Below are 26,355 nucleotides of genomic sequence, written 5' to 3' on the forward strand. Positions count from 1 at the left end.
TGGGGCCTCTGACCCGTGACGCTTTCGTTGGGGTGGCGCAAAGGCCGGGTAAACGATTCAGCTTGAAACATACTACGCCGATTTCGTTTCACTGAGCGGCCGTAGGGAAACTCTGCGAAACCGCCTGACATAAAGACCGGCGTTTTCGCACAACATCCCACGCTAGCAGCAACCTTTTCCTACGAACTGCCAGTATATAGAGCATAACGGCCAGCGACGACCGTGCATTCATGAATATGTGTAGGGATTTTGTATCGCTTTCGGCGCAGCTCAGCAATTTGCTATCTTCGCTTGTCTCCCCAATCCAGAAGCCGCGTGCCAAGCGGCCTGCATGCCTACAAAGAGAACAATCAGCGATGACTTCCGTGCCGAGCAGTATCGAGCAGCCCTCGCGGCCGCTGACCCGCAGTGACTACAAGACCCTCTCACTGTCCGCCCTGGGCGGCGCGCTGGAGTTCTACGACTTCATCATCTTCGTGTTCTTCGCCACGGTGGTCGGCAAGCTGTTCTTCCCGGCCGACATGCCCGAATGGCTGCGCCTGATGCAAACCTTCGGCATTTTTGCCGCCGGCTACCTGGCGCGGCCGCTGGGCGGCATCATCATGGCTCACTTCGGTGACCTTCTCGGGCGCAAGAAGATGTTCACCCTGAGCATCTTCATGATGGCCCTGCCAACGCTGATCATGGGCTTGCTGCCGACTTATGCACAGATCGGCATGCTGGCGCCGATCCTGCTACTGCTGATGCGCGTGATCCAGGGCGCTGCAATCGGTGGCGAGGTACCGGGCGCCTGGGTGTTCGTGTCCGAGCACGTGCCAGCGCGCAACACCGGCTACGCCTGCGGCACCCTGACTGCGGGCCTGACCGCGGGCATTCTGCTGGGCTCGCTGGTGGCCACCTTGATCAACAGCGTGTACAGCGCCGAAGAAGTGGCCGATTACGCCTGGCGTATCCCGTTCCTGCTTGGCGGTGTGTTCGGCCTGTTCTCGGTGTACCTGCGCCGTTGGCTGCACGAAACCCCGGTGTTCGCCGAAATGCAGCAGCGCAAGGCGCTGGCCGAGGAGCTGCCGTTGCGCGCGGTGCTGCGTGACCATCGTGGTGCGATCATACTATCGATGCTGCTGACCTGGATGCTGTCTGCTGCCATCGTGGTAGTCATCCTGATGACCCCGGCACTGCTGCAGAGCATCTACCACATCAGCCCTATCGACTCGCTCAAGGCCAACAGCATGGCGATCGTGCTGCTCAGCTTCGGCTGCATCGGTGCTGGCAGCCTGGCAGACCGCTTCGGTGCTGGCCGGGTGTTCGTGATCGGCAGCCTGCTGCTGCTGGCAAGTTCCTGGACCTTCTTCCACAGCCTGCCGACCCGGCCCGAGCTGCTGTTCCCGTTGTATGCGGTGACCGGCCTGTGTGTGGGCGTGATCGGTGCGGTACCTTATGTGATGGTCAAGGCATTCCCGGCGGTGGTGCGCTTCAGCGGGCTGTCGTTCTCGTACAACGTGGCCTACGCGATCTTTGGCGGGCTGACACCGATGGTGGTGACTGCGCTGTTGAAAGTGAGCCCGATGGCGCCTGCCTACTATGTGGCGGGGTTGTGTGCCGTTGGTCTGGCCGTGGGCCTGTACCTGCTCGCCAACAAGCGTTAAGGCTGCTGGCCTCTTCGCGGCTAAAGCCGCTCCCACAGGTGCGGCATTGCCTTGAAGCCGGTGCCATTCCTGTGGGAGCGGCTTTAGCCGCGAAGAGGCCAGGCCTGTTTTGATGATGGCCTTTCATCCAATTGTCATAATCAAGTCATATCGTATTCATGCGGCCTGCAGATACTTGGGCCCGTTCCATCCAACACCCCAATATTCCTGCTAGGAGCAAGGCATGAAACTGAAGCGTTTGATGGCGGCCCTCACCTTTGCCGCCGCTGGCGTTGCAACCGCCAACGCGGTAGCCGCTGTCGATCCTGCGATCCCGACCTACACCAAGACCACCGGTGTTTCGGGCAACCTCTCCAGCGTCGGTTCGGACACCCTCGCCAACCTGATGACTCTGTGGGCCGAGGCCTACAAGAAGGAATATCCGAACGTAAACATCCAGATCCAGGCTGCCGGCTCCTCCACCGCGCCACCTGCGCTGACCGAAGGCACCGCCAACCTTGGCCCGATGAGCCGCAAGATGAAAGACGTCGAGCTGCAGGCCTTCGAGCAGAAGTACGGCTACAAGCCGACCGCCATCCCGGTCGCCGTAGACGCCCTGGCTGTATTCGTGCACAAGGACAACCCGATCAAAGGCCTGACCATGGCCCAGGTCGATGCCATCTTCTCTTCCACCCGCCTGTGCGGTGGCAAGGCCGACGTCAAGACCTGGGGTGACCTGGGCGTGACCGGCGACCTGGCCAACAAGCCAGTGCAGCTGTTCGGCCGTAACTCGGTATCGGGCACCTACGGCTACTTCAAGGAAGAAGCCCTGTGCAAAGGCGACTTCAAGCCTAACGTCAACGAACAACCTGGCTCGGCTTCGGTCGTGCAGTCGATCAGCTCCTCGCTGAACGGCATCGGCTACTCGGGTATCGGCTACAAGACCGCCAGCGTCAAGACTGTGGCCCTGGCCAAGAAGGAAGGCGGTGAGTTCGTTGAAGACAACGAAACCAACGCCCTGAACGGCACTTACCCGCTGTCGCGCTTCCTGTACGTCTACGTCAACAAGGCCCCGAACAAGCCTCTGGCGCCGCTGGAAGCCGAGTTCGTCAAGCTGGTGCTGTCGCAAGCTGGCCAGCAGGTCGTGGTGAAGGACGGCTACATCCCGCTGCCGGCCAAAGTCGTCGACAAGACCTTGGCTGACCTGGGCCTGTCCCACGCGGGTAACGTCGCAAAAAAGTAAGTAACTGAGGAGGAGGCCGGTGCTGCTGCCCGGCCTCTTCCACGAAATTCCCAGTCCGAAGCCAGGTTTACTGAGCGGCGGGCTTTCGTGCGTCACCACTTTGTAATGTTTTTGTCACACGGGACCGCTAGGGTGTGCGCATGAATGATCTGGCCAACTCCAACATGACCCAAAACTCCCCGCCCGTGCGGATTGATTTCAATACGCCGGAGTTGCAACGCAAGCGCCGCATGCGCGCGCTCAAGGATCGCCTGACCCGCTGGTATGTACTGGTGGGCGGGCTTGCCGTTTTGGCGGCGATCACCCTGATCTTCTTCTATCTGGCCTATGTGGTGCTGCCGCTGTTCCAGGGCGCCGAGCTGACCAGCAAGAAAGCCCTGGAGCCGACCTGGCTGCAGCAGGATGCCGGCAAGCCGCTGATGATCGCGCTTGAAGAGCAGAACCTGGTGGGCATGCGCGTTTCGGACAAGGGCCAGGCACTGTTCTTCGATACCAAGACCGGCAACGAGCTCAAGCGTGTCGACCTGCCGCTGCCGGCAGGCACCCAGGTCACTTCGATCAGTGCCGACCAGCCGGGCAGCCCGCTGGTGGTGCTGGGCTTGTCCAACGGCCAGGCGCTGGTGTTCCACCACACCTACAAGGTCACCTATCCGGACAACAAGAAAACCATCGCTCCCAGCATCGACTACCCGTACGGCGAACAGCCGTTCGTGCTCGACGAGCAGGGCCGTGCGCTGGAGCATGTCAGCGTCAACGTCAATGGCGACACCCTGCTTATGGCCGGCTCCACCGGCGCGCATCTGCAGGTGGTCGAGCTGACCCGCACCGAAAACATGATGACCGAAGAGGTCACCACCGAACAGAACCGCATCGAACTGCCGCAGATGACCGAAACGGTGAAGAACATCTTCATCGACCCGCGTCAGCAGTGGCTGTACGTGATCAACGGCCGCGCCACCGCGGACGTGTTCAACCTGCGCGACAAGAGCCTCAACGGGCGCTACAAGCTGTCTGAAAGCGCCGACACCGAAATTACCGCCACCGCCCAGCTGGTCGGCGGCATCTCGCTGATCATCGGCGATTCCAAGGGCGGCCTGGCCCAGTGGTTCATGGCCCGTGATCCTGATGGCGAATCGCGCTTCAAGCTGATTCGCACCTTCCAGATGGGCAAGGCTGCGGTCGTGCAAATCGACGCCGAAGAGCGCCGCAAGGGCTTTGTCGCCCTCGACGCCGCAGGCGAGCTGGGCGTGTTCCACAGCACTGCGCACCGTACCTTGCTGGTCGAGCCGGTCGCCGAAGGCCCTGGCATCCTGGCCCTGTCGCCACGTGCCAATCGCATCATCATCGAAGAGGGCGGCAAGCTGTTGCCGCTGAGCCTGCGCAACCCGCACCCGGAGGTTTCCTTCAGCGCGCTGTGGGGCAAGGTGTGGTACGAGAACTACGACGAGCCGAAATACGTCTGGCAGTCGACCGCTTCGAACACCGACTTCGAGCCCAAGCTGAGTCTGTCGCCGCTGACCTTCGGTACCCTCAAGGCCGCGTTCTACGCCATGATCCTGGCGGCCCCGCTGGCAATTGCCGCGGCCATCTACACCGCTTATTTCATGGCCCCGGGCATGCGCCGCAAGGTCAAGCCGGTGATCGAACTGATGGAAGCGATGCCGACGGTGATCCTCGGCTTCTTCGCCGGCCTGTTCCTCGCCCCGTACCTGGAAGGCCACCTTCCAGGCGTGTTCAGCCTGTTCCTGCTGATGCCGCTCGGTATCCTGCTGGCCGGTTTCGCCTGGACCCGACTGCCCGAGTCGATTCGCCTGCGCATCCCGGATGGCTGGGAAGCGGCGATCCTGATCCCGGTCATCCTGTTCACCGGCTGGTTCGCCCTTACCATGAGCCCGCACCTGGAAACCTGGTTCTTCGGCGGCGACATGCGCCTGTGGATCACCAACGACCTGGGGATCACCTATGACCAGCGCAACGCCCTGGTCGTGGGCATCGCCATGGGTTTCGCGGTCATCCCGAACATCTACTCCATCGCCGAAGACGCCGTGTTCAGCGTGCCGCGCAGCCTGACCCTGGGTTCTCTGGCCCTGGGTGCGACGCCCTGGCAGACCCTGACCCGCGTGGTGATCCTCACCGCCAGCCCGGGTATTTTCTCGGCGCTGATGATCGGCATGGGCCGTGCGGTGGGCGAGACCATGATCGTGCTGATGGCCACCGGCAACACCCCGGTGATGGAGCTGAACCTGTTCGAGGGCATGCGCACGCTGGCCGCCAACGTGGCCGTCGAAATGCCGGAGTCGGAAGTCGGCGGCAGCCACTATCGCGTGCTGTTCCTGGCCGCGCTGGTGCTGCTGATGTTCACCTTCATCATGAACACCTTGGCCGAGCTGATTCGCCAGCGTCTGCGCAAGAAATACTCGTCGCTTTGATAGAAAGGTAGCGATCCGTGAAAAAGGATTCCCTCAAAGGCTGGTTCAAGAGCGGCGCCCCAGGCGTCTGGATGAGCGGCGGCGCGGTGGCCATGGCAGTGATCATGACTGTTGGCCTGCTGGCGGTGATTGCCGTGCGCGGCCTGGGCCACTTCTGGCCGGCCGATCTTGTCCAGGCCACTTACAAGGTGCCGGGCCAGGCCGATCATGTCGTCATCGGCGAAGTGGTGCAAAAGGAGGAAGTACCCCGTGCCCGCCTGAAGGGCGCCGGCCTGCCAGTGCCTGACCAGGGCCCGGAGTTCATGACCCGTGAGCTGATCAAGGTGGGCAACCGCGATCTCAACGGCAGCGACTTCACCTGGGTGGTTGGCGATTGGCTGATCGATGAGAAGCACCCGACCGACCTGATCGCCCTGGAGCGCCGCGAGTGGGGCAACTTCTACGGCTACCTGGTCAGCGTCAAGGAAGAAGGCCGCGTGGTCGCCGAAGGCGCTGCTGCCTGGAACGAACTGCAGGTCCGCCTGAAGCGTGCCAACCAGCTCAACAGCGAACTGCAAAGCCTCGAGAAGAAAGACATCGGTGCCATCAACCATGGCCTCGAGCGCCTGCGCCTGCAGGGCCGCAAGCTGGAGCTGGAGGGCAAGCTGGACGCCGCTGCCCAGGCCGACATGGACGCTGATCGCGCCGAGCTGAACAGCCGCTACAAGGCCATCGAAGACCGTCTGACCGGCCTGCACCAGGCCTTCGCCCGCGACAGCCTGGTGGCCCGCGATGGCAACGGCCGTGAAGTGGAAATCAACCTGAGCAAGGTGGTGCACGCCATCCAGCCGAATGCCATGTCGGGGTTCACCAAGCTGGGCACCTACTTCACCAAGGTCTGGGAGTTCCTCAGCGACGATCCGCGTGAAGCCAACACCGAGGGCGGTATCTTCCCGGCCATCTTCGGTACCGTGATGATGACCCTGATCATGGCCGTGATCGTCACCCCGTTCGGTGTGTTGGCTGCCGTGTACCTTCGCGAATACGCCAGACAGGGCCCGGTGACCCGCCTGATCCGTATCGCGGTGAACAACCTGGCCGGTGTACCGGCGATCGTCTACGGCGTGTTCGGCCTGGGCTTCTTCGTCTACGTGCTGGGCGGCTCGATCGACCGCCTGTTCTTCCCCGAATCACTGCCGGCACCAACCCTGGGTACCCCGGGCTTGCTGTGGGCATCGCTGACCCTGGCGCTGCTGGCCGTGCCGGTGGTGATCGTGGCCACCGAGGAAGGCCTGGCGCGTATCCCGCGCACCGTGCGCGAAGGCTCGCTGGCCCTGGGCGCGACCAAGGCCGAAACCCTGTGGAAGATCGTCCTGCCGATGGCCAGCCCGGCGATGATGACCGGCATGATCCTCGCCGTGGCCCGCGCCGCTGGTGAAGTGGCGCCACTTATGCTGGTGGGCGTGGTAAAGCTGGCTCCGTCGCTGCCGGTGGACGGGAACTACCCGTACCTGCATCTGGACCAGAAGATCATGCACCTGGGCTTCCACATCTATGACGTCGGCTTCCAGAGCCCTAACGTCGAGGCCGCGCGGCCGCTGGTTTATGCCACCGCGTTGCTGCTGGTGCTGGTGATCGCGGCCCTCAACCTCTCGGCCGTGTGGATCCGTAACCACCTGCGCGAGAAGTACAAGGCCCTCGACAGCTGAACCTGATTGCAAGCGTGCCGCCCGCGGGCCGGGCGGCCCTTTGAAACGTATTGTTAGCGTATGGAGTTGACCATGCAGCAAGAATCCCATGCCCACGGCATCGACATGTCTGCCCTGGGCCGCGACAAGCAGAGCCTGCGCCTGGCCGAAGAAACCGTAGCCATCGAAGTGCCAGGCCTGAGCCTGTTCTACGGTGACAAGCAAGCGCTGTTCGATGTGCAGATGAACATCCCCAAGCAGCGCGTGACCGCCTTCATCGGCCCGTCCGGCTGCGGCAAGTCGACCCTGCTGCGTACCTTCAACCGCATGAACGACCTGGTTGACGGCTGCCGCGTGGAAGGCGCCATCAATCTGTATGGCCACAACATCTACCGCAAGGGCGAAGATGTGGCCGAGCTGCGCCGCCGTGTGGGCATGGTGTTCCAGAAGCCCAATCCGTTCCCCAAGACCATCTACGAAAACGTGGTCTACGGCCTGCGCATCCAGGGCATCAACAAGAAGCGCGTGCTCGACGAAGCGGTTGAATGGGCGCTCAAGGGTGCGGCCCTGTGGGACGAGGTCAAGGACCGCCTGCACGAGTCGGCACTGGGCCTTTCCGGTGGCCAGCAACAGCGTCTGGTCATTGCCCGCACCATCGCCGTGGAGCCGGAAGTGCTGCTGCTCGACGAACCGTGCTCGGCACTGGACCCGATCTCGACCTTGAAGGTCGAGGAACTGATCTACGAATTGAAATCCAAGTACACCATCGTCATCGTGACCCACAACATGCAGCAGGCGGCCCGTGTTTCGGACTACACCGCGTTCATGTACATGGGCAAACTGGTCGAATTCGGGGATACCGACACCCTGTTCACCAACCCGGCGAAGAAGCAGACCGAAGACTACATCACTGGTCGCTACGGCTGATCGCCGCTCGGGACAGGTACCTGGCCCCTGTGGGAGCGGGTTTACCCGCGAAGCAGTCGCCGCGGTGTCTGGCACCGGCTTCGCCGGTGTTCGCGGGTGAACCCGCTCCCACAGGATGTGTTTGCCAAGGTGGACCAGGGAATGACACGAACTACTTGAAGCTTGCAGCTTCTTCGCGGAGCGAACGATGATCAACAAAGAAAGCCTTACCCATCACATTTCCCAGCAGTTCAACGCCGAGCTCGAAGAGGTGCGCAGCCACCTGCTGGCCATGGGCGGCCTGGTCGAAAAGCAGGTCAACGACGCAGTCACTGCGCTGATCGAAGCCGACTCGGGCCTGGCCCAGCAAGTGCGCGAAGTCGACGAGCAGATCAACCAGATGGAGCGCAACATCGACGAGGAGTGCCTGCGCATCCTCGCCCGTCGTCAGCCGGCGGCCTCCGACCTGCGCCTGATCATCAGCATCTCCAAGTCGGTGATCGACCTGGAGCGCATTGGTGACGAATCGACCAAGATCGCCCGTCGCGCCATCCAGTTGTGCGAGGAAGGCGAGTCGCCGCGCGGCTATGTCGAGGTGCGCCATATCGGCGACCAGGTGCGCAACATGGTCCGCGACGCGCTGGACGCCTTTGCCCGCTTCGACGCCGACCTGGCGCTGTCGGTGGCCCAGTACGACAAGACCATCGACCGTGAATACAAGACCGCCCTGCGTGAGCTGGTGACCTACATGATGGAAGACCCGCGCTCGATCTCGCGGGTACTGAGCGTGATCTGGGTCCTGCGTTCGCTGGAGCGTATCGGCGACCATGCGCGCAACATCTCCGAGCTGGTGATCTACCTGGTGCGCGGCACCGACGTGCGTCACATGGGCCTCAAGCGTATGACGGCAGAAGTGCAGGGCACTGCTGTTTCTGATGGCGAAAACGCTAATGTTCCGGGCGAACCTGACGATAAGTAAGGTTGCTCCCGAGCATCGACGCCCGGCCTTGGCCGGGCGTTTTCGTTTGCGGTCGAGGAGCCGGCAGGCACCCGCGAACGATGTGAAGAAGTCCCGGCGTGACCAAGTTGTAGCAAGTGGCCATTATTCGGCGGTAGGCTAGTCGGGATTCAGAAGGAGTATCGATGAGTAAAGTGAATGTGCTGGTCGTGGATGACGCCCCGTTTATCCGTGATCTGGTCCGCAAATGCCTGCGCAATGCCTTCCCGGGCATGACCATCGACGACGCCGTCAACGGTCGCAAGGCCATGGCCATGCTGGGCAAGGAAGCGTTCGACCTGGTCCTGTGCGACTGGGAGATGCCGGAAATGTCCGGGCTTGAGCTGCTCACCTGGTGCCGCCAGCAGCCAGAGTTGAAGAACCTGCAGTTCATCATGGTGACCAGCCGTGGCGACAAGGAAAACGTCATCCAGGCGATCCAGGCGGGCGTTTCCGATTTTGTCGGCAAACCGTTCACCAACGAGCAGTTGCTGACCAAGGTGAAAAAGGCCCTGACCAGGATCGGCAAGCTCGACAGCCTTATGGCCAGTGGCCAGGCACGGGTCAACTCGGCGTTCGCCAATGACTCGCTCAATGCGCTGACAGCCGGCAAACCTGAAGCGGTAAAGGTTGCGGCGCCGGCAGCTGCACCGGCTCCCGCCCGGCCAGTGACCAACGCCCCCCGGCCCGCCGCCCCCGCGCCGACCGGCCGTGGCCAGGGCCAGTTGCGCCTGGCAGGCGGCATGCAGCCGTGCGTGATCAAGGCGCTAAGCCTTAAAGAGGCCTTGCTGGTGGTGCGCCGTGGCGACGCGCTGCCCCAGGTCCTGGAAGGCGCGGTGCTGGACCTGGAGCAGGGCGAGAACGCCGAGGTTGCCCGCCTTAACGGCTACCTGCATGCCGTCGCGGCACTGGAACCCAAGCCCGACAGTGACTGGTTGCAACTGACCTTCAAGTTCGTCGACCAGGATGCTCAGAAACTCGACTACCTGTCGCGGCTGATTGCCCGCGGGACGGCGCAGAAGCATTTCACCCCCGGCGCCTGACTCCAACCTCACACCGCCCTCTTTGTAGGAGCGGCCTTGTGTCGCGAAAGGGCTGCAAAGCAGCCCCAGCAATCGATACGGCGACGCTGAAATCCTGGGGCTGCTGCGCAGCCCTTTCGCGACACAAGGCCGCGCCTACAAAAAACTGTGCAGCCCACGGCCATCCGACCAACTGCAATACCCGCCGCAAAACCCGCTGCTAGTCTTCGACAGATCATAACTGTCAAAAAGCCACTATCATGCCCGCCCGCCTGCTGCTGTTCTGTGCATTGCTCATGGCCTCGGCGTCGAGCCTGGGCATGACCATTTACGAGATCACCGATGATGGCCGTGTGACCTCCTATTCCGACCGGCCCGGCCCCGGTGCCAAAACCTTTGTGCGGCGCGTACCCATGGTGGAAGTGCCCGAAGGCCAGGTGCTGCTGAACGCGATAACCTTCAACGGCGGCGTGAGCTTTTCGGCCCGCAACCAGCTGCATGTGCCAGTGGAGGTTGAGTTGCGCCTGGACAACCTGGTGAACGCACAAGGTGGCAATGCCCCGCGCACGGTGCGCCGGGTGCTGCCGCCGCGCACCACGCAAATGCTCAGCGTGCTCAGGGGGCGGCCCGGGCTGCTGTTGAACTACCGCTCGACTCTGCTGCAGGCCATGGGCGATCCGGGCAAGCGGCCCCAGGGCTTTCGCTATGCATTCCCCTGGATTGGCGGGCCGTTCCGCGTGACCCAGGGCCCCAATGGCCGGGTCAGTCATTTTGGGCCCAAGGGGCGCTATGCCATGGATATCGCCATGCCCGAAGGCACCACCATCATCGCGGCGCGGGAAGGGGTGGTAGTGAAGACGGAGAACAGCCAGAGCGGGCGCGGCCCCAACCCGTCAGGCAATTTCGTCAGGGTCCTGCACCCGGACGGCACCATGGGCGTGTACCTGCACCTGATGCGCGGTTCGGTGGTGGTAGCGGAGGGGCAACGAGTGCGCCAGGGGCAGATGCTGGCCAAGTCGGGCAATACCGGTAACAGCACCGGGCCGCACCTGCATTTCGTGGTGCAGCGCAATGTGGGGTTGGCGCTGGAGTCGATACCTTATCGGTTCGACAGGCCGATCGGTGGATTGCCTGACTTCACTGCGGGTAACCCTTGAGATTTTTGGGGCCGCTTTGCGGCCCTATCGCGACACAAGGCCGCTCCTACAGGGACACGCGAACCCCTGTAGGAGCGGCCTTGTGTCGCGATGGGCTGCAAAGCAGCCCCCTGGCCCTCAATCCAGCTTGAGCACCTTGGCCAGCACGATCTTCGGCCCTTTCATCTTCTTGATGATGATACGCAGCCCTTCAACCTCCAGCACTTCCTCTTCTTCAGGTACGCGCTTGAGTGTCTCGTAGACCAGCCCCGCCAGGGTTTCCGCCTCGATATGGTCAAGGTCGACGCCCAGCAGGCGTTCGACCTTGAACAGCGGCGTGTCGCCACGCACCAGCAGCTTGCCAGGCTGGTAGGCGAGGATGCCGCGCTCGGTCTTGCGGTGTTCGTCCTGGATGTCGCCTACCAGCACTTCCAGCACGTCTTCCATGGTCAGGTAGCCAATTACCTTGCCATCGGCTTCCTCCACCAGCACGAAGTGCGCGCCGCCCTTGCGGAACTGCTCCAGCAACTGCGCCAGCGGCATGTGCCGCGACACGCGCTCCAGTGGCCGGGCAAGGTCGTCGAGGTCGATGGTTTCGGGCAGGTGCTCGAGTTCGGCCAGTTCCAGCAGCAGGTCCTTGATATGCAGCAGGCCGGTGAACTCCTCCCGCTCGGCGTCGTAAACCGGGTAGCGGCTGAACTTGTGACGGCGCACCAGGGCGAGGATCTGCTTCAACGGCGCATGGGCGTCGATGCTGACCATGTCCTCGCGCGAGTTGGCCCAGTCGACCACCTCCAGCTCGCCCATTTCCACGGCCGAGGCCAGCACGCGCATGCCCTGGTCGCTCGGGTCCTGGCCACGGCTGGAGTGCAGGATCAGCTTGAGCTCTTCACGGCTGTAGTGGTGCTCGTGGTGCGGGCCGGGCTCGCCCTGGCCAGCGATGCGCAGGATGGCGTTGGCACTGGCATTGAGCAGGTAGATGGCCGGGTACATCACCCAGTAGAACAGGTACAGCGGCACGGCGGTCCACAGCGACAGCAGTTCGGGCTTGCGGATGGCCCAGGACTTGGGCGCAAGCTCGCCGACCACGATGTGCAGGTACGAGATGACGAAGAAGGCGACGAAGAACGAGATGGCCTTGATCAGCTCGGGCGTGTCCACGCCCAGGTATGCCAGCAGCGGCTCGAGCAGGTGGGCGAACGCCGGTTCACCGACCCAGCCCAGGCCCAGCGAGGCGAGGGTGATGCCCAGCTGGCAGGCCGACAGGTAGGCGTCGAGCTGGTTGTGTACCTTGCGCAGGATGCTGCCACGCCAGCCGTGCAGCTCGGCGATGGACTCGACGCGGGTGGCGCGCAGCTTGACCATGGCGAACTCGGCGGCAACGAAGAAGCCGTTGAGCAGCACCAGGAGCAAGGCAAAGATGATCATGCCGAAATCGGCGAATAACGAGGTGAGGCTGATACCAGGGGAAGGGTCCATGATGGAGTTTTTACGGGGTCCGTCTTCGAGATAGAGAGAAAAAAAGAGCCAGCTCTTGCTGGCACAGGGGGTCCAATGTAGCGGCTGGGGCCGTAAAAGCAAAGGGCGATGGATTTTTTGGGGGCGCTTTGCGCCCCATCGCGACACAAGGCCGCTCCTACAGGAGACTGCGATCCCGTGTAGGAGCGGCCTTGTGTCGCGATGGGCTGCAAAGCAGCCCCCGAGGCCCTCAAGCCTTGCCGTTGGCCAATTGTGCCGGCGCGAAGTGACAGGTAAAGGTACTGCCATGCCCCGGCACGCTGCTGATCTCCAGCTTGCCGCGGTGGCGCATCAGCACATGCTTGACGATCGCCAGCCCCAGCCCGGTGCCGCCGGTATTCGACGCACGGCTGGAATCGACCCGGTAGAAGCGCTCGGTCAGGCGCGGCAGGTGCTTGGCATCGATGCCCACCCCCGAGTCCTGCACCGACAGGTGCGCGCCCTGGGCATCGGCCCACCAGCGGATACGGATGCTGCCTTCGTCCTGGGTGTACTTGACCGCGTTGAACACCAGGTTGGAAAAGGCGCTGCGCAGCTCCGACTCGCTTCCCTTCAACTGCACGCCGGGCGCGGCTTCCAGGGTGATGCGCTGGTTGCGCGGCCCGGACAGGGCCTGGGCGTCGTTCTTGATCGCGGCGAGCAAGGCATCGACCGCTACCGGCTGGTTGTCCGACGGGTAGTCGGTGGCCTCCAGCTTGGCCAGCAGCAACAGGTCGTTGAGCAGTGTCTGCATGCGCGAGCCTTGCTGGCTCATCTGCTGCAGGGCTCGGCTCCAGCGCGGATTCACGTCCTCGACATTGTCCAGCAAGGTTTCCAGGTAGCCGGTGATCACCGTCAGCGGTGTGCGCAGCTCGTGGGAGACGTTGGCGACAAAGTCCTTGCGCATCTGCTCCAGCTGGTGGATGCGGGTAACATCGCGCACCAGCATCAGGTGCTCGTTGTTGCCATAGCGGGTGATGTGCAACTGCACGCGCATGCGGTCGTTGATCGGCGAGGGAATCTCCAGCGGTTCGAGGTAGTTTGCCGCCTCGAAGTATTCCTTGAAGCGCGGGTGGCGCACCAGGTTGGTCACTTGCTGGCCGCCGTCCTGTGGGGTCTTGAAGCCCAGAAGGGTTTCGGCGGCGCGGTTCCACCATTCCAGGTTGCCGTCGCTGTCGAGCATGATCACCGCGTCACGCAGTGCGGCCGTAGACTCCTGCACCCTGTCGATCACCGCTTGCAGGCGGCCGCGCACGCGCTGGTCGCGGCGTTGCAGGTGGTAGATGCTGTCGAACACTTCGCCCCACAGGCCGTAGCCATCGGGCGGTGCTTCGTCGGGCTGGTGGTTGCGTAGCCAGTCATGCAGGCGCAGCAGTTGCTTGAGGGTCCAGCCCAGATAGAGCGCCAGGCCGATGGCCAGGCTCCAGCCATAGTAGCCGCTGACCAGCCCGCCGATCAGGCAGACGGTAATCAGCAGCAGCAGGTGGCGAATCAGGGTCGCGTGCCAGTTCTGGTTCAATTGACGGTCCTTGTACAACGACGTGCAGCTTGGCGCTTTTCGGCTCGATCAGCTCTTGGTCGAGAAGCGGTAGCCGGTGCCCCGGACGGTTTGTACCAGATTTTCGTAGGCTTCACCCAGCGCCTTGCGCAGCCGGCGGATGTGCACGTCGACGGTGCGTTCTTCGACATAGACATTACCACCCCACACCTGGTCAAGCAGCTGGCCACGGGTGTAGGCGCGCTCCTGGTGGGTCATGAAGAACTGCAGCAGGCGGTATTCGGTAGGGCCCATCTCGGCTGGCTTGCCGTCGATGGTCACGCGGTGGCTGATCGGGTCGAGCAGCAGGCCGCCGACTTCGATCGGTGCCTCGCTGTCGCTCGGGCCGGTGCGGCGCAGCACGGCTTTCAGGCGGGCGACCAGCTCGCGCGGCGAGAACGGCTTGGTGATGTAATCATCGGCGCCTACTTCCAGGCCCTGGATCTTGTTGTCCTCTTCACCCTTGGCAGTGAGCATGATGATCGGGATGTCGCCGGTCAGTTCGTCGCGCTTGAGGCGGCGGGCCAACTCGATGCCGGAGGTGCCCGGCAGCATCCAGTCGAGCAGGATCAGGTCCGGTTTGCGGTCGACGATGATCGCGTGGGCCTGTTGGGAGTTTTCCGCTTCCAGGCAGTCATAGCCGGCCATTTCCAGGGCAACGGCGATCATCTCGCGAATCGGTGCTTCGTCGTCGACGATCAGAATGTTCCTGCCAACCATGCTCAAAACCTCTCCTGGATACGGTGTCTTGGCCCGCATTAGATAACGGAATTATTGCAGCTGTGTGACAGGGTGTTGGCTGTTCTGGCGACATTCCATGACTGAACTAGGCTTGAAAGAGCCGCAATCGCGGCAATTTCAACTCAATCCCCCCGAAACAATGGTGAATCCAATGACACGACAAACGCTGAGCTGGATGGCCCTTTTCACTGCGCTGGCGCTACCGGGGGTGGCCTCTGCCGACCATGCGATGGAGAAGGGCGGCATGTTGGTCGACCATGCCGGCATGACCCTGTACACCTTCGACAAGGATGCGGGCGGCAAGTCGATGTGCAACGGCGAATGCGCCACCAACTGGCCACCACTGATGGTCAAGGCCAATGACGAACCGGCCAAGGACAAGTGGACGGTGGTGATGCGCGATGACGGCAGCAAGCAGTGGGCCTATGACGGCAAGCCGCTGTATACATTCATCAAGGACAAGAAGGCCGGGGACAAGACCGGTGATGGCGTGAAGGATGTCTGGCATATCGCCAAGCCTTGAGAGTGTCCGCTTTCCTTGTGGGAGCGAGTTCAGCCGCGAATGCTGCAGTGCAGCAAGCATTGCATTCGCGGGTAAACCCGCTCCCACAAGGGCGGTGCGTTCAGCGCAATGCGTAATCCAGCACCACCCCGACGAACACCAGCATCCCCGCCCAGTGGTTGTGCAGAAACGCCTTGAAGCACGACTCCCGGTCCAGCTTGCGCGTCGACCAGTACTCCCAGGCAAAGCACGCCGCCGCGCCCAGCAGCCCCAAGTGGAACCAGCCACCCAGCTCGAAGCGGCTGCCGGCCAGCAACAGGCAGCCCAGCGACAGCAGCTGCAAGGTCAGGATGATGGTGCGGTCGGCGTCGCCGAACAGGATAGCGGTCGACTTCACGCCGATCTTCAGGTCGTCATCACGGTCGACCATGGCGTAGTAGGTGTCGTAGCCCACGGTCCACAGCAGGTTGGCGATGTACAGCAGCCAGGCGCTGGCCGGCAGTTCGCCGCCCGCTGCGGTGAAGGCCATGGGAATACCCCAGGAATACGCCGCCCCCAGTACCACCTGCGGGTAATAGGTGTAGCGCTTCATGAACGGATAGCAGAACGCCAGTGCTACCGCACCGAACGAAAGCCACACCGTGCGGCTGTTGGTGCACAGCACCAGCAGGAAGCTCACGCCGACCAGGATGGCGAACAGCGCCAGTGCTTCGCGCGGGCGGACCCGGCCGCTGGCCAGGGGGCGGTCGGCGGTGCGTTTGACATGGCCGTCCACCTTGCGGTCGGCAAAGTCGTTGATGCAGCAACCTGCGGCGCGCATCAGCACCACACCGAGGCCGAAGATCAGCACGTTGGCCAGGGTTGGTGAACCGTTGCCGGCAATCCACACCGCCGACAAGGTCGGCCACAGCAGCAGGTAGATACCAATCGGCCGATCCATGCGGCTGAGCTGGACGAAGTCCCAGGCCCGTGGGTGCAGGTGGTTGAGCGACTTGAGCAGTTGCAGGTACATCAGCGGTTTTCCTCCTTGGCCGCTTGCCACAATGCTGGCAGAAACACCTCTGCCACCAGCAGGTCCAGGCCGCCACGTTCGAAGCGCGAACGGCGGCCCCACAGCGCCACGTGTGCCGCTTCGCTCGGTAGCCAGGCCTGTGGATAACTGCACACCTCGATGGGGTGGCGGATGAACGCCTGGTCACAGAACAGCAACTCGCCCAGCGAACGGCTGCCCAGGGTTTCCAGGTCCAGCCCACCGCGCTCCAGGGCGCTGCGGCTGGCGACGCTGCGGGCGAACACCCAAGGTTGGCCATGGCCGCGCAGGTACACCTCACGCACCCAGCCTTCGGCGCCGGCGGTGGTGCCCAGTGCCTGGCATTCGTCATCGCGCAGCGGTTGCCAGCCCTCGAACAGCGGGGTGACGGAGAAGTGATCGTTGGACAGACGGGTCAGGCGGCGGGTCAGCGAGCCCTCGTCGAACAGCCAGTCAAGGGTGGGCTGGTCGAGATCGGTCGCCAGCTGTGAATACGGCAGCCACGCGACAGCGGCTGCTTGCGGGGATTCGTACGACACGTCGGTCTGCTTGTTACAACCAGAGAGGCGGCGAGCTTAGCATGATTGCCCCGACTGCTTGCATACTGCCGACAGGGCCGCTACAAAGCCCCCACGAATCGCGCGCTGGCTTCTTCGCGGCTAAAGCCGCTCCCACAGGGAACGCACAACCTCTGCTGCTGTGCGGTCCTTGTGGGAGCGGCTTTAGCCGCGAAAGGGCCATCAGCCGCAACACAGCCCCAGCCTGAACCGAGGAATCCCACCCCCATGAAAAAGTGGCAATGTATTGTCTGTGGCCTGATCTACGACGAAGCCGAAGGCTGGCCCGACGACGGCATCGCCCCCGGCACCCGCTGGGAAGATGTGCCTGAAGACTGGCTGTGCCCCGACTGCGGCGTGGGCAAGAGCGACTTTGAAATGATCTCCATCGGCTAATCGAGGAAAGCACGACATGACGTCCCCTGTGGTAATCATCGGTACCGGCCTTGCGGGCTACAACCTGGCCCGTGAATTTCGCAAGCTCGATGCGCAGACGCCACTGCTGCTGATCACCGCCGATGACGGTCGTTCCTACTCCAAGCCCATGCTGTCCACCGGCTTTGCCAAACAGAAGGACGCCGACGGCCTGTGCATGGCCGAGCCGGGCGCCATGGCCGAGCAACTGAATGCCGAGATCCGTACCCATACCCGCATCAGCGGCATCGACCCAGGCCACAAGCGCCTTTGGATTGGGGAGGAGGCGGTGGAATACCGCGACCTGGTGCTGGCCTGGGGTGCGCAGACCGTGCAGGTACCGATCGAAGGCGACGGCGGCGAACAGGTGTTCCCGATCAACGACCTGGAAGATTACGCGCGCTTCCGTGCCGCCGCCGTCGGCAAACAGCGTGTGCTGATCCTCGGTGCCGGCCTGATCGGCTGCGAATTCGCCAACGACATGAGCCAGGGCGGCTTCCAGGTCGATGTGGTGGCGCCGTGCGAGCAAATCATGCCGACCCTGCTGCACCCAGCCGCTGCCACTGCCGTGCAGGCCGGGCTGGAAGGCCTGGGCGTGCGCTTTCACCTGGGCCCGGTACTGACCCGTCTGCAGCAGCTGGCCCAGGGCCTGGAGGCGCACCTGTCCGACGGCAGCGTGATCGCCTGCGACCTGGTGGTTTCGGCCATCGGCCTGCGCCCGCGCACCGACCTGGCCGCCGCCGCTGGCCTGCAGACCAACCGCGGCGTTTGCGTGGACCGCCAATTGCGTACGTCCCACGCCAACATCTTTGCCCTTGGCGATTGTGCCGAAGTCGATGGCATCAACCTGCTCTATGTGATGCCGCTGATGAGCTGTGCCCGGGCCTTGGCGCAAACCTTGGCCGGCAAGCCGACAACGGTCGCCTACGGGCCGATGCCGATCACCGTGAAAACCCCGGCCTGCCCACTGGTGGTCTCGCCGCCGCCCCAGGGCCACGAAGGCACTTGGCAGGTGGACGGGCAGGGCAGTGACCTCAAGGTGCTTTGCCTTGATGCAGACGGCAAGCTGCTGGGCTACGCCCTCACCGGGGCGGCCGTGATGGAAAAGCTGGCCCTGAATCGCCAGCTGCCGGCCGTGATGGCGTAAATAGCTGGCGTTCTGTCGGATTTATCCTGTTGTTGATTGCACAATGGCCGCCCAGATACTGGCGCGGCCCCGGTGCACGTGCCATCCTCACTTCCGTCTGCCGCAGATTAGAGCCTGCGGTGCCTTGAGCGCTGCTCCAAGGGCAGCACGGCATAACAACAAGAATTCCGTCAAAGAGGCTTCACTATGCGCAAACCAGAACTCGCCGCCGTCATCGCCGAAAAGGCCGATCTGACCAAGGAAAAGGCCAATCAGGTTTTGAACGCGATTCTCGACAGCATCACGGGTGCCCTGGACAAGGACACCGTGACCCTGGTCGGTTTCGGCACCTTCGAAAAACGTCATCGCGGTGCGCGTACCGGCAAGAATCCGCAAACCGGTGAACCGGTCAAGATCAAGGCCAGCAATACCGTGGCTTTCAAGCCAGGCAAGAACCTGCGTGACAGCGTCAACGCCCCCGTCAAGCCGTCCAAGAAAGGCAAGTGATCGCTCCCTGACAACCCCCAGTGTCAGCCAAGCGGGCGCCCCAGGGCGCCCGTTGTGCTTTCTGCAGGCAAAATGTTTCGAACTTGCATAAATAGTTCTGGAAAAGGATAGACTGCGCGCCTTAGTCACTTTTAATTCGAGGCGCGTTGATGAAGTTCCGCTTTCTTCTCTGGGCCATGGGGCTGTTGATGGCCAGGGCCAGCCGCAACAACCCGGCGTTCCAGCAGCAGCTCAAGGGCAAGGACCTGGTGTTCCAGATGCAGACCCTGGACGGCAAGGTCGCCCGGCACTTCATCGTCAGCAACGAACGCGTCAGCAGCAAGGGCGGCGCGCACCCGCAGCCGGCGTTTGCCATTGCCTTCAAGGACGCAGCCTATGGCTTCGCCACCATGCAGGCAGGTAACAAGCAGTTGGCGTTCATGCAGGGGATTCAGGACAAGAGCATCCAGATCAAGGGCAATCCGGCGCTGGTGATGTGGTTCCAGGGGTTGATGAAGTACCTGAAGCCGAAGAAAAAGGGCTGAACGCCTATAGGCCTGCTGACCCATACCCTGTGGGAGCGGGTTTACCCGCGAACACCGGCAAGCCGGTGCCATACACCGCGTCGCGATCTTCGCGGGTAAACCCGCTCCCACAGGGGCCAATCATGTCAGTGCGGTGCGTGGAACTGCGAAGCCAGCTCACGCAACAGGCTCTCTGCCTCGAGCACCTTGTTCACCACATCCTCGGCCTTGTCCCGGGTAATCCCTAGCCGCTCCAGCAACTCGTCCGGAATCTCCTGCTGTGGCCCAGAGCCGATCCCCCGCGAGCGCAGCAGGCGGGTGGCCAGGCATACCAGGTTGGGGAACGCCGAAAACTCGCCTTCATAGGCTGGGTCGTGCTGGAAGCGCAGCGCGGTGGACAGTTCTTCCGGCATGTCCCACAGCTTCATCAACCAGGCACCGATCTGCTCGCGGCTGATGCCCAGCAGGTGTTGTTCCACGTAGGTGTGGCAAACGTGCGGGTTGACCTCCAGGTGGCGACAGATCAGCGAGAAGTGCGGCGGGAACACGTGCGCCAACAGCAGGTACCCAAAGTTGTGCAGCAGCCCGGCCAGGTAGGTCAGGCCGGCCTCGGGGCGCTCGGCCCGTGGCATGGCGCGGGTCAGGCCTTCGATGATCGCGGCGGTGTAGATCGACTGCTGCCAGTACGGCGTGGCCTGCTGCGGGTGGTCTTTCGGCAGGCTAAGGGTCTTGCCCAGCGCCAGGCCAAGAGCCAGGTTGATCACCAGGTCGAAGCCCAGCACGCGCACGATGGCATCTTCCACCGAGCGGATCTTGCCCGGTGAGGCGTAGTAGGGTGATGCCGCCCAGCTCACCACCTGCGCAGCCAGCGCCGGGTCGGTCTCGACCACGCCGGTGATATCGTCGATGCTGGCGTTGGGGTCTACCCGCAGCTTGATGATCTTTTGCGCGGTGTCGGCCAGCGGCGGAATTTCGATGGTTTCTTCCAGGCGCTTGTGGATGCGCCGGGCAGTGAAGGCCTGGACGGCATTGGTGATTTCCCGGGTGTCATCATCGGGGCGATCGAGGTTGGGGCTGATCGCCTCGACTTCCTGACCGAAGCTGCTGGCGCTTGCCTTGGCCAGCATGCGCTTGAAGTGCGCGCGTTCGATTTCCAGCAGCAGGCCGGCTTCGCCAGACTGGATAAACACGGTTTCGGCGTCGAGCAGGCTTTTTTCGTACTGGCACGGCGAGCTGGTCAGCGCCGGGATACCTGGCAATGCCTTGAGCTGGTGCTTGTCCAGCATCTGCTTCAGGCGCGGTACCGATACCGCGGTGAGCTTGCGCCCAGTCAGTTCCGCCAGACGATCGAGGTCCAGCAGCTGGCTCTGCGGGAACAGCACCATCATGGCGCCGACCTCGTCGTCGAGCAGCACGGTCTGTACCCGCGCCGCTGCCGGCAGGTGCGGATGTTCGACCACCTCGCGGTAGGCCACGCCGAGTTTGTCGAGCAGCAGCCGGATGACCGAGGGAGCGTGTGGGGTTGCGGTGTCCAGGGCAACTTCAGTCATGGTCCGTATCCACTGATTCTTTTAAACGCGAAGTATAACCAGCCTGGGGGCAAAACTGGATCCATTATGGGACCAGCGTCACACTTGGCCATATTGCTGGCCATGACGCAGCCAGCGGTCAAGCAGTGGGCTGACATGCTCCGGCCAGCGTGCGACCAGGGCCTGGGCGGCGTCGCGCACGGCCGGCAGCAGGTCGGCGTCGCGCATCAGGTCGGCGACCTTGAACTGCAACAGGCCGGTCTGGCGGGTGCCTAGCATCTCGCCCGGGCCACGCAGTTCCAGGTCTTTTTCGGCGATGATGAAGCCATCGTTGGTTTCCCGCATGATCCCTAGCCGCTCGCGGCCGATCTGCGACAGTGGCGGGTGGTACAGCAGCACACAATGGCTGACGGCGCTGCCCCGGCCAACCCGGCCACGCAGCTGGTGCAACTGGGCAAGGCCCAGGCGCTCGGGGTTCTCGATGATCATCAGGCTGGCGTTGGGCACGTCCACACCCACCTCGATGACCGTGGTGGCGACCAGCAACTGCAGGTTGCCCGCTTTGAATTCGGCCATGATCTCAGCCTTTTCCGCCGGTTTCATGCGCCCGTGGATCAGCCCCACCCGCAACTCGCCCAAGGCGCTGCCCAGCTCCTCGTAGGTGCTTTCGGCGGCCTGGCAGGTCAGCTCTTCGGATTCTTCGATCAGGGTGCACACCCAATAGGCCTGGCGCCCTTCGGCGCAGGCCGCGCGCACCCGCTCGACCACTTCGAAGCGGCGGCTGTCGGCCACCAGCACGGTGTTCACCGGTGTGCGCCCGGGCGGCAGCTCGTCGAGCACCGAGGTGTCCAGGTCGGCATAGGCGCTCATGGCCAGGGTTCGCGGAATTGGCGTGGCGGTCATGATCAGCTGGTGCGGGCACAATTCGCCGGCCACGCCCTTTTTGCGCAGGGCCAGGCGTTGCTGCACGCCAAAACGGTGCTGTTCATCGATGATCGCCAGGGCCAGATGCTTGAACTTCACTTCTTCCTGGAACAGCGCGTGGGTGCCGACCACCATTGGCGCACCGTTGGCGATCTGCTCCAGGGCGGCTGCCCGGGCCTTGCCCTTGAGCTTGCCGGCCAGCCAGGCCACTTCGATGCCCAGCGGTTCGAGCCAGCGCTTGAAGGTGATGTAGTGCTGTTCGGCGAGGATCTCGGTAGGTGCCATCAAGGCCACCTGGTAGCCGGCTTCCAGGGCCTGCAGCGCGGCCAGGGCGGCGACCACGGTCTTGCCGGCACCCACATCGCCTTGCACCAGGCGCATCATCGGCTCGTGCTGGCTGAGGTCGTAGGCAATTTCGTTGGCCACCCGCTGCTGCGCGCCGGTCGGTTGGAAGCCCAGGTTGGCCAGGTACTGCGCCTGCAGGCGCTGGGCCTTGGGCAGCACCGGCGCGCGCAGGCTGCGCAGGCTTTCGCGCAGGCGTTGCTGCGACAGCTGGTGGGTCAGCAGTTCTTCGAAGGCCAGGCGGTGCTGGGCCCAGTGCTGGCCTTCGGCAAGCTCGTCGAGGTCGGCGTCGGCCGGCGGGTTGTGCAGGTAGCGGATGGCATCGTCCAGCGGCGCCAGCTGGTAGTCCCGGGCCAGTTCGTCGGGCAGCCAGTCCGGCAGGCTGCGCGGGCCGAGCAGGCCCAGGCTCTGCTGGCACAGCAGGCGCAGGCGTTGCTGGGTGAGGCCTTCGGTGGACGGGTAGATCGGTGTCAGGGTCTGCTCGACCGGTGGCGGCGGTTCGTCGCCGTTCAGCGCGCGGTATTCCGGGTGGTAGATTTCCAGGCCCGAAGCGCCGGGGCGGGCCTCGCCGTAGCAGCGCAGGTGGGTGCCACGCTTGAGGCCTTCCTTCTGCGCGTTGCTGAAGTGGTAGAAGCGCAGGCTCAGTACACCGGTGCCGTCACCCAGGCGCACCACCAGGCTGCGGCGCTTGCCCATGGTCACGTCGGCGCCGCTGACCACCCCCTCGATCACCGCGTCCTGGCCAGGGCGCAGTTGGCCGATCGGCACCACGCGGGTGCGGTCCTGATAGCGCAGGGGCAGGTGGAACAGCACGTCCTGCAGGTTTTCCAGGCCGACCTTGGCGAGTTTCTCCGCCATGGCCTCGCCAACCCCCTTGAGTACCGTGACCGGGACCTTCGACAGCTCACTCATGACTCAGGCCGGTTGTTCCGCTGGGGCTTTGGCGACCGAGCACAGGCGGATCGAATCGGCGAGGATCTCGATGGCCTTCGGCCGCGGGAAGCTGGCGCGCCAAGCAATGGCCACGGTGCGGAATGGAGCCGGTGCAGTCAATGGGCGAACCTCGATGACGCCGGGGGCGTAATGGTGGCTGTGCACCGCCGACAGCGGCAGGATCGACACGCCAAGGCCCGAGGCGACCATGTGGCGGATGGTTTCCAGCGAGCTGGACTCCACCGTGGTGTGCTTGGATCCTTCACCGCCCTTGTTCAGCGTTGGGCAGGCTTCCAGTACCTGGTCGCGGAAGCAGTGGCCTTCACCGAGCAGCAACAGGCTCTTGTCGTTGAGCATGGCGGTGTCGATGGTCTTTTTCGCCGTCCACGGGTGGTCGGCCGGCATCAGGGCGCAGAACGGTTCATCGTACAGCGGCAGCGTCAGCACGTCGGCTTCGTTGAACGGCAGGGCGATGATCACCGCGTCCAGTTCGCCGTTGCGCAGTTTTTCGCGCAGTACGTGGGTGAAGTTCTCTTCGATGTACAGCGGCATCTGCGGCGCCACGCGGTGCAGTTGCGGGATCAGGTGCGGGAACAGGTACGGGCCGACGGTGTAGATGGCACCGACCTTGAGCGGGGCGGTGAGTTGATTCTTGCCGGCCTGGGCCAGCTCGCGAATGCCCTGGGCCTGCTCCAGTACCTTCTGTGCCTGGGCGACGATGCTTTCGCCGACCGGGGTCAGACGGACCGCGCTCTTGCTGCGCTCGAAGATCAACACGCCAAGCTCATCCTCGAGCTTCTTCACACCGACCGACAGGGTCGGCTGGCTCACGTGGCAGCGCTCGGCGGCATGGCCGAAGTGCTGTTCCTGGGCGAGTGTGACGATGTAGCGTAATTCTGTGAGGGTCATAACGTGCGTCCATGAAGTTGCGAGCCCAGCATAGCGGCTGCAATCGATAGACGCACGTTATCAGACTTGCCGATTTGTGACAGAAGCAAAAGTCTCAGCGGCGGTCCAGCGAGTAGACGAACGGTGCCACGACTTCGATCGTGCCATTGTTCAGCAACTCGGGTGGCGGCTTGGGTACCGTGCCGGCCCGACGGATCATTTCCAGGGTCGCCCGGTCCAGGGCGGCACTGCCCGAGCCACCGGCCATGGAGTACGACACCACCTTGCCTTCGGCGTCGACCACGAAGCGCAGGCGGTTGATGCCCTGCAGGCCGCGCCGACGCGCGTCTTCCGGGTAACGCTTGTACTTGGCCAGGTGACGCAGCAGGTCGCTCTGCCAGGTCGGCAGGGCGTTGCTGTTGGACGCAATGCTCGGCGCCGGTGCCGCGGACTTCTGCGGTGGCGTGTTGCTGGGCGGTGCGTCTACCGTTTGTTCGGTCGGCGGTGCTTCCTTCGGCGGCTCAGGCTTTTTCTCGGGCTTTGGCGGCTGCGGCTTGGCCTTCGGCTTGGGCGGCTTGGCAATGGCGATCTTGGGTTTGGGTGCCTCGGCCAGCTTCGGCAGCGGCGGTTCCTCGACCGGTGCCGGTGGCTGCGGCGCCGCTTTAGGGGGCGGTGGTGGCGCAGGCTCTGGCAACGGCGCCAGTTCGACCATCATGGCTGCCGGGGGCAGTTCGATGGCCTGGGGCACCGACCAGTTGAGCGTCAGCAGCACGGCGACCACGTGCACGCCCAGCACGATCGCCAGGCTGCCACCGTAGCGCGCCATGTTAGAGCGCGTTCTTGTCATTTCTTGGCTGCCGTCTCGAGACCTACAAGACCGACTTTGAGGTAGCCGGCCGCGCGCATGTTGTTCATCACGTCCATCAGGTCACCGTAATCCACGCCTTTGTCAGCCTGGAAGAAGATGGTGGTTTCCTTGTCGCCCTTGGTCTTGGCATCGAGCATCGGGCCAAGCTGGTCGGGGGCAGGGACCTGATCGTCACCGACGTACAACTTCTGGTCGGCCTTGACGCTTACGAACACCGGTTTCTCGGGCCTCGGTGCCGGCTTGGCGGTCGAGGCCGGCAGGTCGACCTTGATGTCGACTGTGGCCAAGGGGGCTGCGACCATGAAGATGATCAGCAGCACCAGCATTACGTCGATGAACGGCGTAACGTTGATTTCGTGGTTCTCGGCGAGGTCGTCGCCACCTTCGTTGAGATGCAGGCCCATGGCTTACCCCACTTTCACCATGTGCGGGGCAACGCGATCGCTGCCCTGGTGGTCCAGGTCACGGCTGACCAGCAGCAGCACCTGGGCGGAGGCGTCGGACACCTGGGCCTTGTAGCCGGCGATGGAGCGGGCGAAGACGTTGTAGATGACCACGGCCGGAATTGCTGCGACCAGGCCCAGGGCGGTGGCCAGCAGGGCTTCGGCGATACCCGGGGCAACCACGGCCAGGTTGGTGGTCTGGGTCTTGGCGATGCCGATGAAGCTGTTCATGATGCCCCATACGGTACCGAACAGGCCGACGAATGGCGCAGTAGAGCCGATGGTGGCGAGTACGCCAGTGCCGCTGCTCATGGTGCGGCCGCTGGCGTGTACCAGGCGCTCCAGGCGGAAGCTGACGCGCTCCTTGATGCCTTCTTTTTCGCGGGCGTTGGCCGACAGGCGCATCTCTTCGAGGGCATCGTGGACCAGGGTGTGGGCCAGAGTGCCTTCCTTGTTGGAAACCTCGCTGGCTTCCTTGAGGCTGGCGGACTTCTTCAGCAGGGCGATTTCACCACGCAGGCGACGCTTGGCGCCCATCAGCTCGAAGCCTTTGGCAATCCAGATGGTCCAGGTGATGATGGAGGCGATGGCCAGGCCGATCATTACCGCCTTCACCACCACGTCGGCGTTCTTGTACATGCCCCATGGGGACAGGTCGTGGGCCATGCCCAGCGAGGTGTCTTCAACCAGGGCTTCGACGCTCGGGTCTACCGCGACCGGGGCATCAGCCGGGGTGGCGGCAACTGCGCCGTCAGCCGGTGCTGCGACTGGAGCAGTTGCCGGAGCAGCTGGTGCAGTAGCGGCTGCAGGCGTGGCAGCATTGGCAGTTGGCTCATCGGCCATGGCCGCCGGGGCCAGCACCAGGCTGAGTGTCAGCGCGGCGATGGCGCGCCAGGCGCGCGACGGGGTTGGCGAAGCGGAAGGTTGAGTACGTGTCATGCTGGCCGGACCTGATGAAGAATAAAGTTAACGTTCTCCAAGGCCTCGAG

The 26,355-nt window shown here is 63.3% G+C and carries 24 protein-coding genes; 13 read left to right on the forward strand and 11 right to left on the reverse strand.

All coding sequences use genetic code 11. The annotated features are described in order from the left end of the window. Nucleotides 1-356 precede the first annotated feature (356 nt). From J5M58_RS01750 to J5M58_RS01785, 8 genes are all read left to right on the forward strand, one after another. Nucleotides 357-1,646, forward strand: coding sequence for an MFS transporter (locus J5M58_RS01750; protein ID WP_112249443.1), 1,290 nt, complete (start codon nt 357-359; stop codon nt 1,644-1,646). Nucleotides 1,647-1,869: 223 nt separating this feature from the next. Then, a complete protein-coding gene (locus tag J5M58_RS01755) occupies nt 1,870-2,868 on the forward strand; it encodes a phosphate ABC transporter substrate-binding protein PstS (protein WP_056793940.1) in 999 nt (332 codons plus the stop codon). A 140-nt stretch (nt 2,869-3,008) separates the two neighbouring features. Continuing rightward, nucleotides 3,009-5,297 (forward strand): ABC transporter permease subunit, encoded by a 2,289-nt coding sequence (locus J5M58_RS01760; protein ID WP_112249442.1) that lies wholly within the window; start codon nt 3,009-3,011, stop codon nt 5,295-5,297. Between the two features lie 71 nt (nt 5,298-5,368). Beyond that, nucleotides 5,369-6,985, forward strand: a complete 1,617-nt coding sequence (pstA, locus tag J5M58_RS01765) for a phosphate ABC transporter permease PstA (RefSeq protein ID WP_207877069.1) — start codon at nt 5,369-5,371, stop codon at nt 6,983-6,985. Between the two features lie 72 nt (nt 6,986-7,057). Continuing rightward, nucleotides 7,058-7,891, forward strand: coding sequence for a phosphate ABC transporter ATP-binding protein PstB (pstB, locus tag J5M58_RS01770; protein WP_207876997.1), 834 nt, complete (start codon nt 7,058-7,060; stop codon nt 7,889-7,891). A 187-nt stretch (nt 7,892-8,078) separates the two neighbouring features. After that, nucleotides 8,079-8,849, forward strand: a complete 771-nt coding sequence (gene phoU, locus J5M58_RS01775; protein WP_112249438.1) for a phosphate signaling complex protein PhoU — start codon at nt 8,079-8,081, stop codon at nt 8,847-8,849. A gap of 164 nt (nt 8,850-9,013) precedes the next feature. Next, nucleotides 9,014-9,910 (forward strand): response regulator, encoded by an 897-nt coding sequence (locus tag J5M58_RS01780; RefSeq protein WP_112249437.1) that lies wholly within the window; start codon nt 9,014-9,016, stop codon nt 9,908-9,910. A 239-nt stretch (nt 9,911-10,149) separates the two neighbouring features. Further along, nucleotides 10,150-11,046 carry a M23 family metallopeptidase gene (locus J5M58_RS01785; protein WP_133969754.1) on the forward strand — a complete coding sequence of 299 codons (897 nt, stop codon included), beginning with the start codon at nt 10,150-10,152 and terminating at the stop codon, nt 11,044-11,046. A 117-nt stretch (nt 11,047-11,163) separates the two neighbouring features. Here the strand turns inward: J5M58_RS01785 and J5M58_RS01790 are convergent, their stop codons facing one another. From J5M58_RS01790 to phoB, 3 genes are all read right to left on the reverse strand, one after another. After that, on the reverse strand, nt 11,164-12,504 hold the full coding sequence (locus J5M58_RS01790; RefSeq protein ID WP_112249435.1) for a hemolysin family protein: 1,341 nt from the start codon (nt 12,502-12,504) through the stop codon (nt 11,164-11,166). 229 nt (nt 12,505-12,733) lie between these two features. Further along, nucleotides 12,734-14,041, reverse strand: a complete 1,308-nt coding sequence (phoR, locus tag J5M58_RS01795) for a phosphate regulon sensor histidine kinase PhoR (protein ID WP_207876999.1) — start codon at nt 14,039-14,041, stop codon at nt 12,734-12,736. 48 nt (nt 14,042-14,089) lie between these two features. Continuing rightward, on the reverse strand, nt 14,090-14,779 hold the full coding sequence (gene phoB / locus J5M58_RS01800; protein ID WP_003253341.1) for a phosphate regulon transcriptional regulator PhoB: 690 nt from the start codon (nt 14,777-14,779) through the stop codon (nt 14,090-14,092). 172 nt (nt 14,780-14,951) lie between these two features. Here phoB and J5M58_RS01805 point away from each other — a divergent pair, with 172 nt between their 5' ends. Next, the gene (locus J5M58_RS01805) at nt 14,952-15,323 is read left to right on the forward strand and encodes a hypothetical protein (protein ID WP_112249433.1); all 372 of its coding nucleotides are present in this window, start codon (nt 14,952-14,954) and stop codon (nt 15,321-15,323) included. Between the two features lie 100 nt (nt 15,324-15,423). On the opposite strand, the gene ubiA is transcribed toward J5M58_RS01805, so the two are convergent. Beyond that, on the reverse strand, nt 15,424-16,314 hold the full coding sequence (gene ubiA / locus J5M58_RS01810) for a 4-hydroxybenzoate octaprenyltransferase (protein WP_207877000.1): 891 nt from the start codon (nt 16,312-16,314) through the stop codon (nt 15,424-15,426). Further along, nucleotides 16,314-16,871, reverse strand: coding sequence for a chorismate lyase (locus tag J5M58_RS01815; protein WP_112249432.1), 558 nt, complete (start codon nt 16,869-16,871; stop codon nt 16,314-16,316). The genes ubiA and J5M58_RS01815 overlap by 1 nt, the downstream gene beginning before the upstream one ends. Nucleotides 16,872-17,117: 246 nt before the next feature. Between J5M58_RS01815 and J5M58_RS01820 the strand changes: the two genes are divergently transcribed. The 4 genes from J5M58_RS01820 to J5M58_RS01835 all read left to right on the forward strand — a co-directional run bounded on the left by J5M58_RS01820 (nt 17,118) and on the right by J5M58_RS01835 (nt 19,460). Then, nucleotides 17,118-17,285, forward strand: a complete 168-nt coding sequence (locus J5M58_RS01820) for a rubredoxin (protein WP_003253349.1) — start codon at nt 17,118-17,120, stop codon at nt 17,283-17,285. Nucleotides 17,286-17,301: 16 nt separating this feature from the next. After that, a complete protein-coding gene (locus tag J5M58_RS01825) occupies nt 17,302-18,450 on the forward strand; it encodes an NAD(P)/FAD-dependent oxidoreductase (RefSeq protein ID WP_207877003.1) in 1,149 nt (382 codons plus the stop codon). A 186-nt stretch (nt 18,451-18,636) separates the two neighbouring features. Beyond that, a complete protein-coding gene (locus J5M58_RS01830; RefSeq protein ID WP_112249430.1) occupies nt 18,637-18,936 on the forward strand; it encodes an HU family DNA-binding protein in 300 nt (99 codons plus the stop codon). A 149-nt stretch (nt 18,937-19,085) separates the two neighbouring features. Continuing rightward, complete coding sequence (locus J5M58_RS01835; RefSeq protein WP_112249429.1) at nt 19,086-19,460, forward strand: helicase; 375 nt, start codon at nt 19,086-19,088, stop codon at nt 19,458-19,460. Between the two features lie 125 nt (nt 19,461-19,585). Here J5M58_RS01835 and J5M58_RS01840 read toward each other — a convergent pair whose 3' ends face one another. From J5M58_RS01840 to exbB, 6 genes are all read right to left on the reverse strand, one after another. Continuing rightward, entirely contained in the window at nt 19,586-20,989 is a 1,404-nt protein-coding gene (locus tag J5M58_RS01840; RefSeq protein ID WP_112249428.1) for an aminoacyl-tRNA deacylase and HDOD domain-containing protein, read from the reverse strand. Nucleotides 20,990-21,067: 78 nt separating this feature from the next. Next, a complete protein-coding gene (recG, locus tag J5M58_RS01845) occupies nt 21,068-23,146 on the reverse strand; it encodes an ATP-dependent DNA helicase RecG (protein ID WP_112249427.1) in 2,079 nt (692 codons plus the stop codon). Between the two features lie 3 nt (nt 23,147-23,149). Next, a complete protein-coding gene (locus tag J5M58_RS01850; protein ID WP_013974805.1) occupies nt 23,150-24,076 on the reverse strand; it encodes a hydrogen peroxide-inducible genes activator in 927 nt (308 codons plus the stop codon). 94 nt (nt 24,077-24,170) lie between these two features. After that, the gene (locus J5M58_RS01855; protein WP_112249426.1) at nt 24,171-24,902 is read right to left on the reverse strand and encodes an energy transducer TonB; all 732 of its coding nucleotides are present in this window, start codon (nt 24,900-24,902) and stop codon (nt 24,171-24,173) included. Next, on the reverse strand, nt 24,899-25,327 hold the full coding sequence (gene exbD / locus J5M58_RS01860) for a TonB system transport protein ExbD (protein ID WP_112249425.1): 429 nt from the start codon (nt 25,325-25,327) through the stop codon (nt 24,899-24,901). Before exbD ends, J5M58_RS01855 begins: the two co-directional genes overlap by 4 nt. Nucleotides 25,328-25,330: 3 nt before the next feature. Further along, on the reverse strand, nt 25,331-26,305 hold the full coding sequence (gene exbB, locus J5M58_RS01865) for a tonB-system energizer ExbB (RefSeq protein ID WP_207877005.1): 975 nt from the start codon (nt 26,303-26,305) through the stop codon (nt 25,331-25,333). Between the last annotated feature and the right edge of the window lie 50 nt (nt 26,306-26,355).

Origin of the sequence: Pseudomonas sp. 32_A (assembly GCF_017490905.1) — a bacterium.
Classification (GTDB): Bacteria; Pseudomonadota; Gammaproteobacteria; order Pseudomonadales; family Pseudomonadaceae; genus Aquipseudomonas; species Aquipseudomonas inefficax.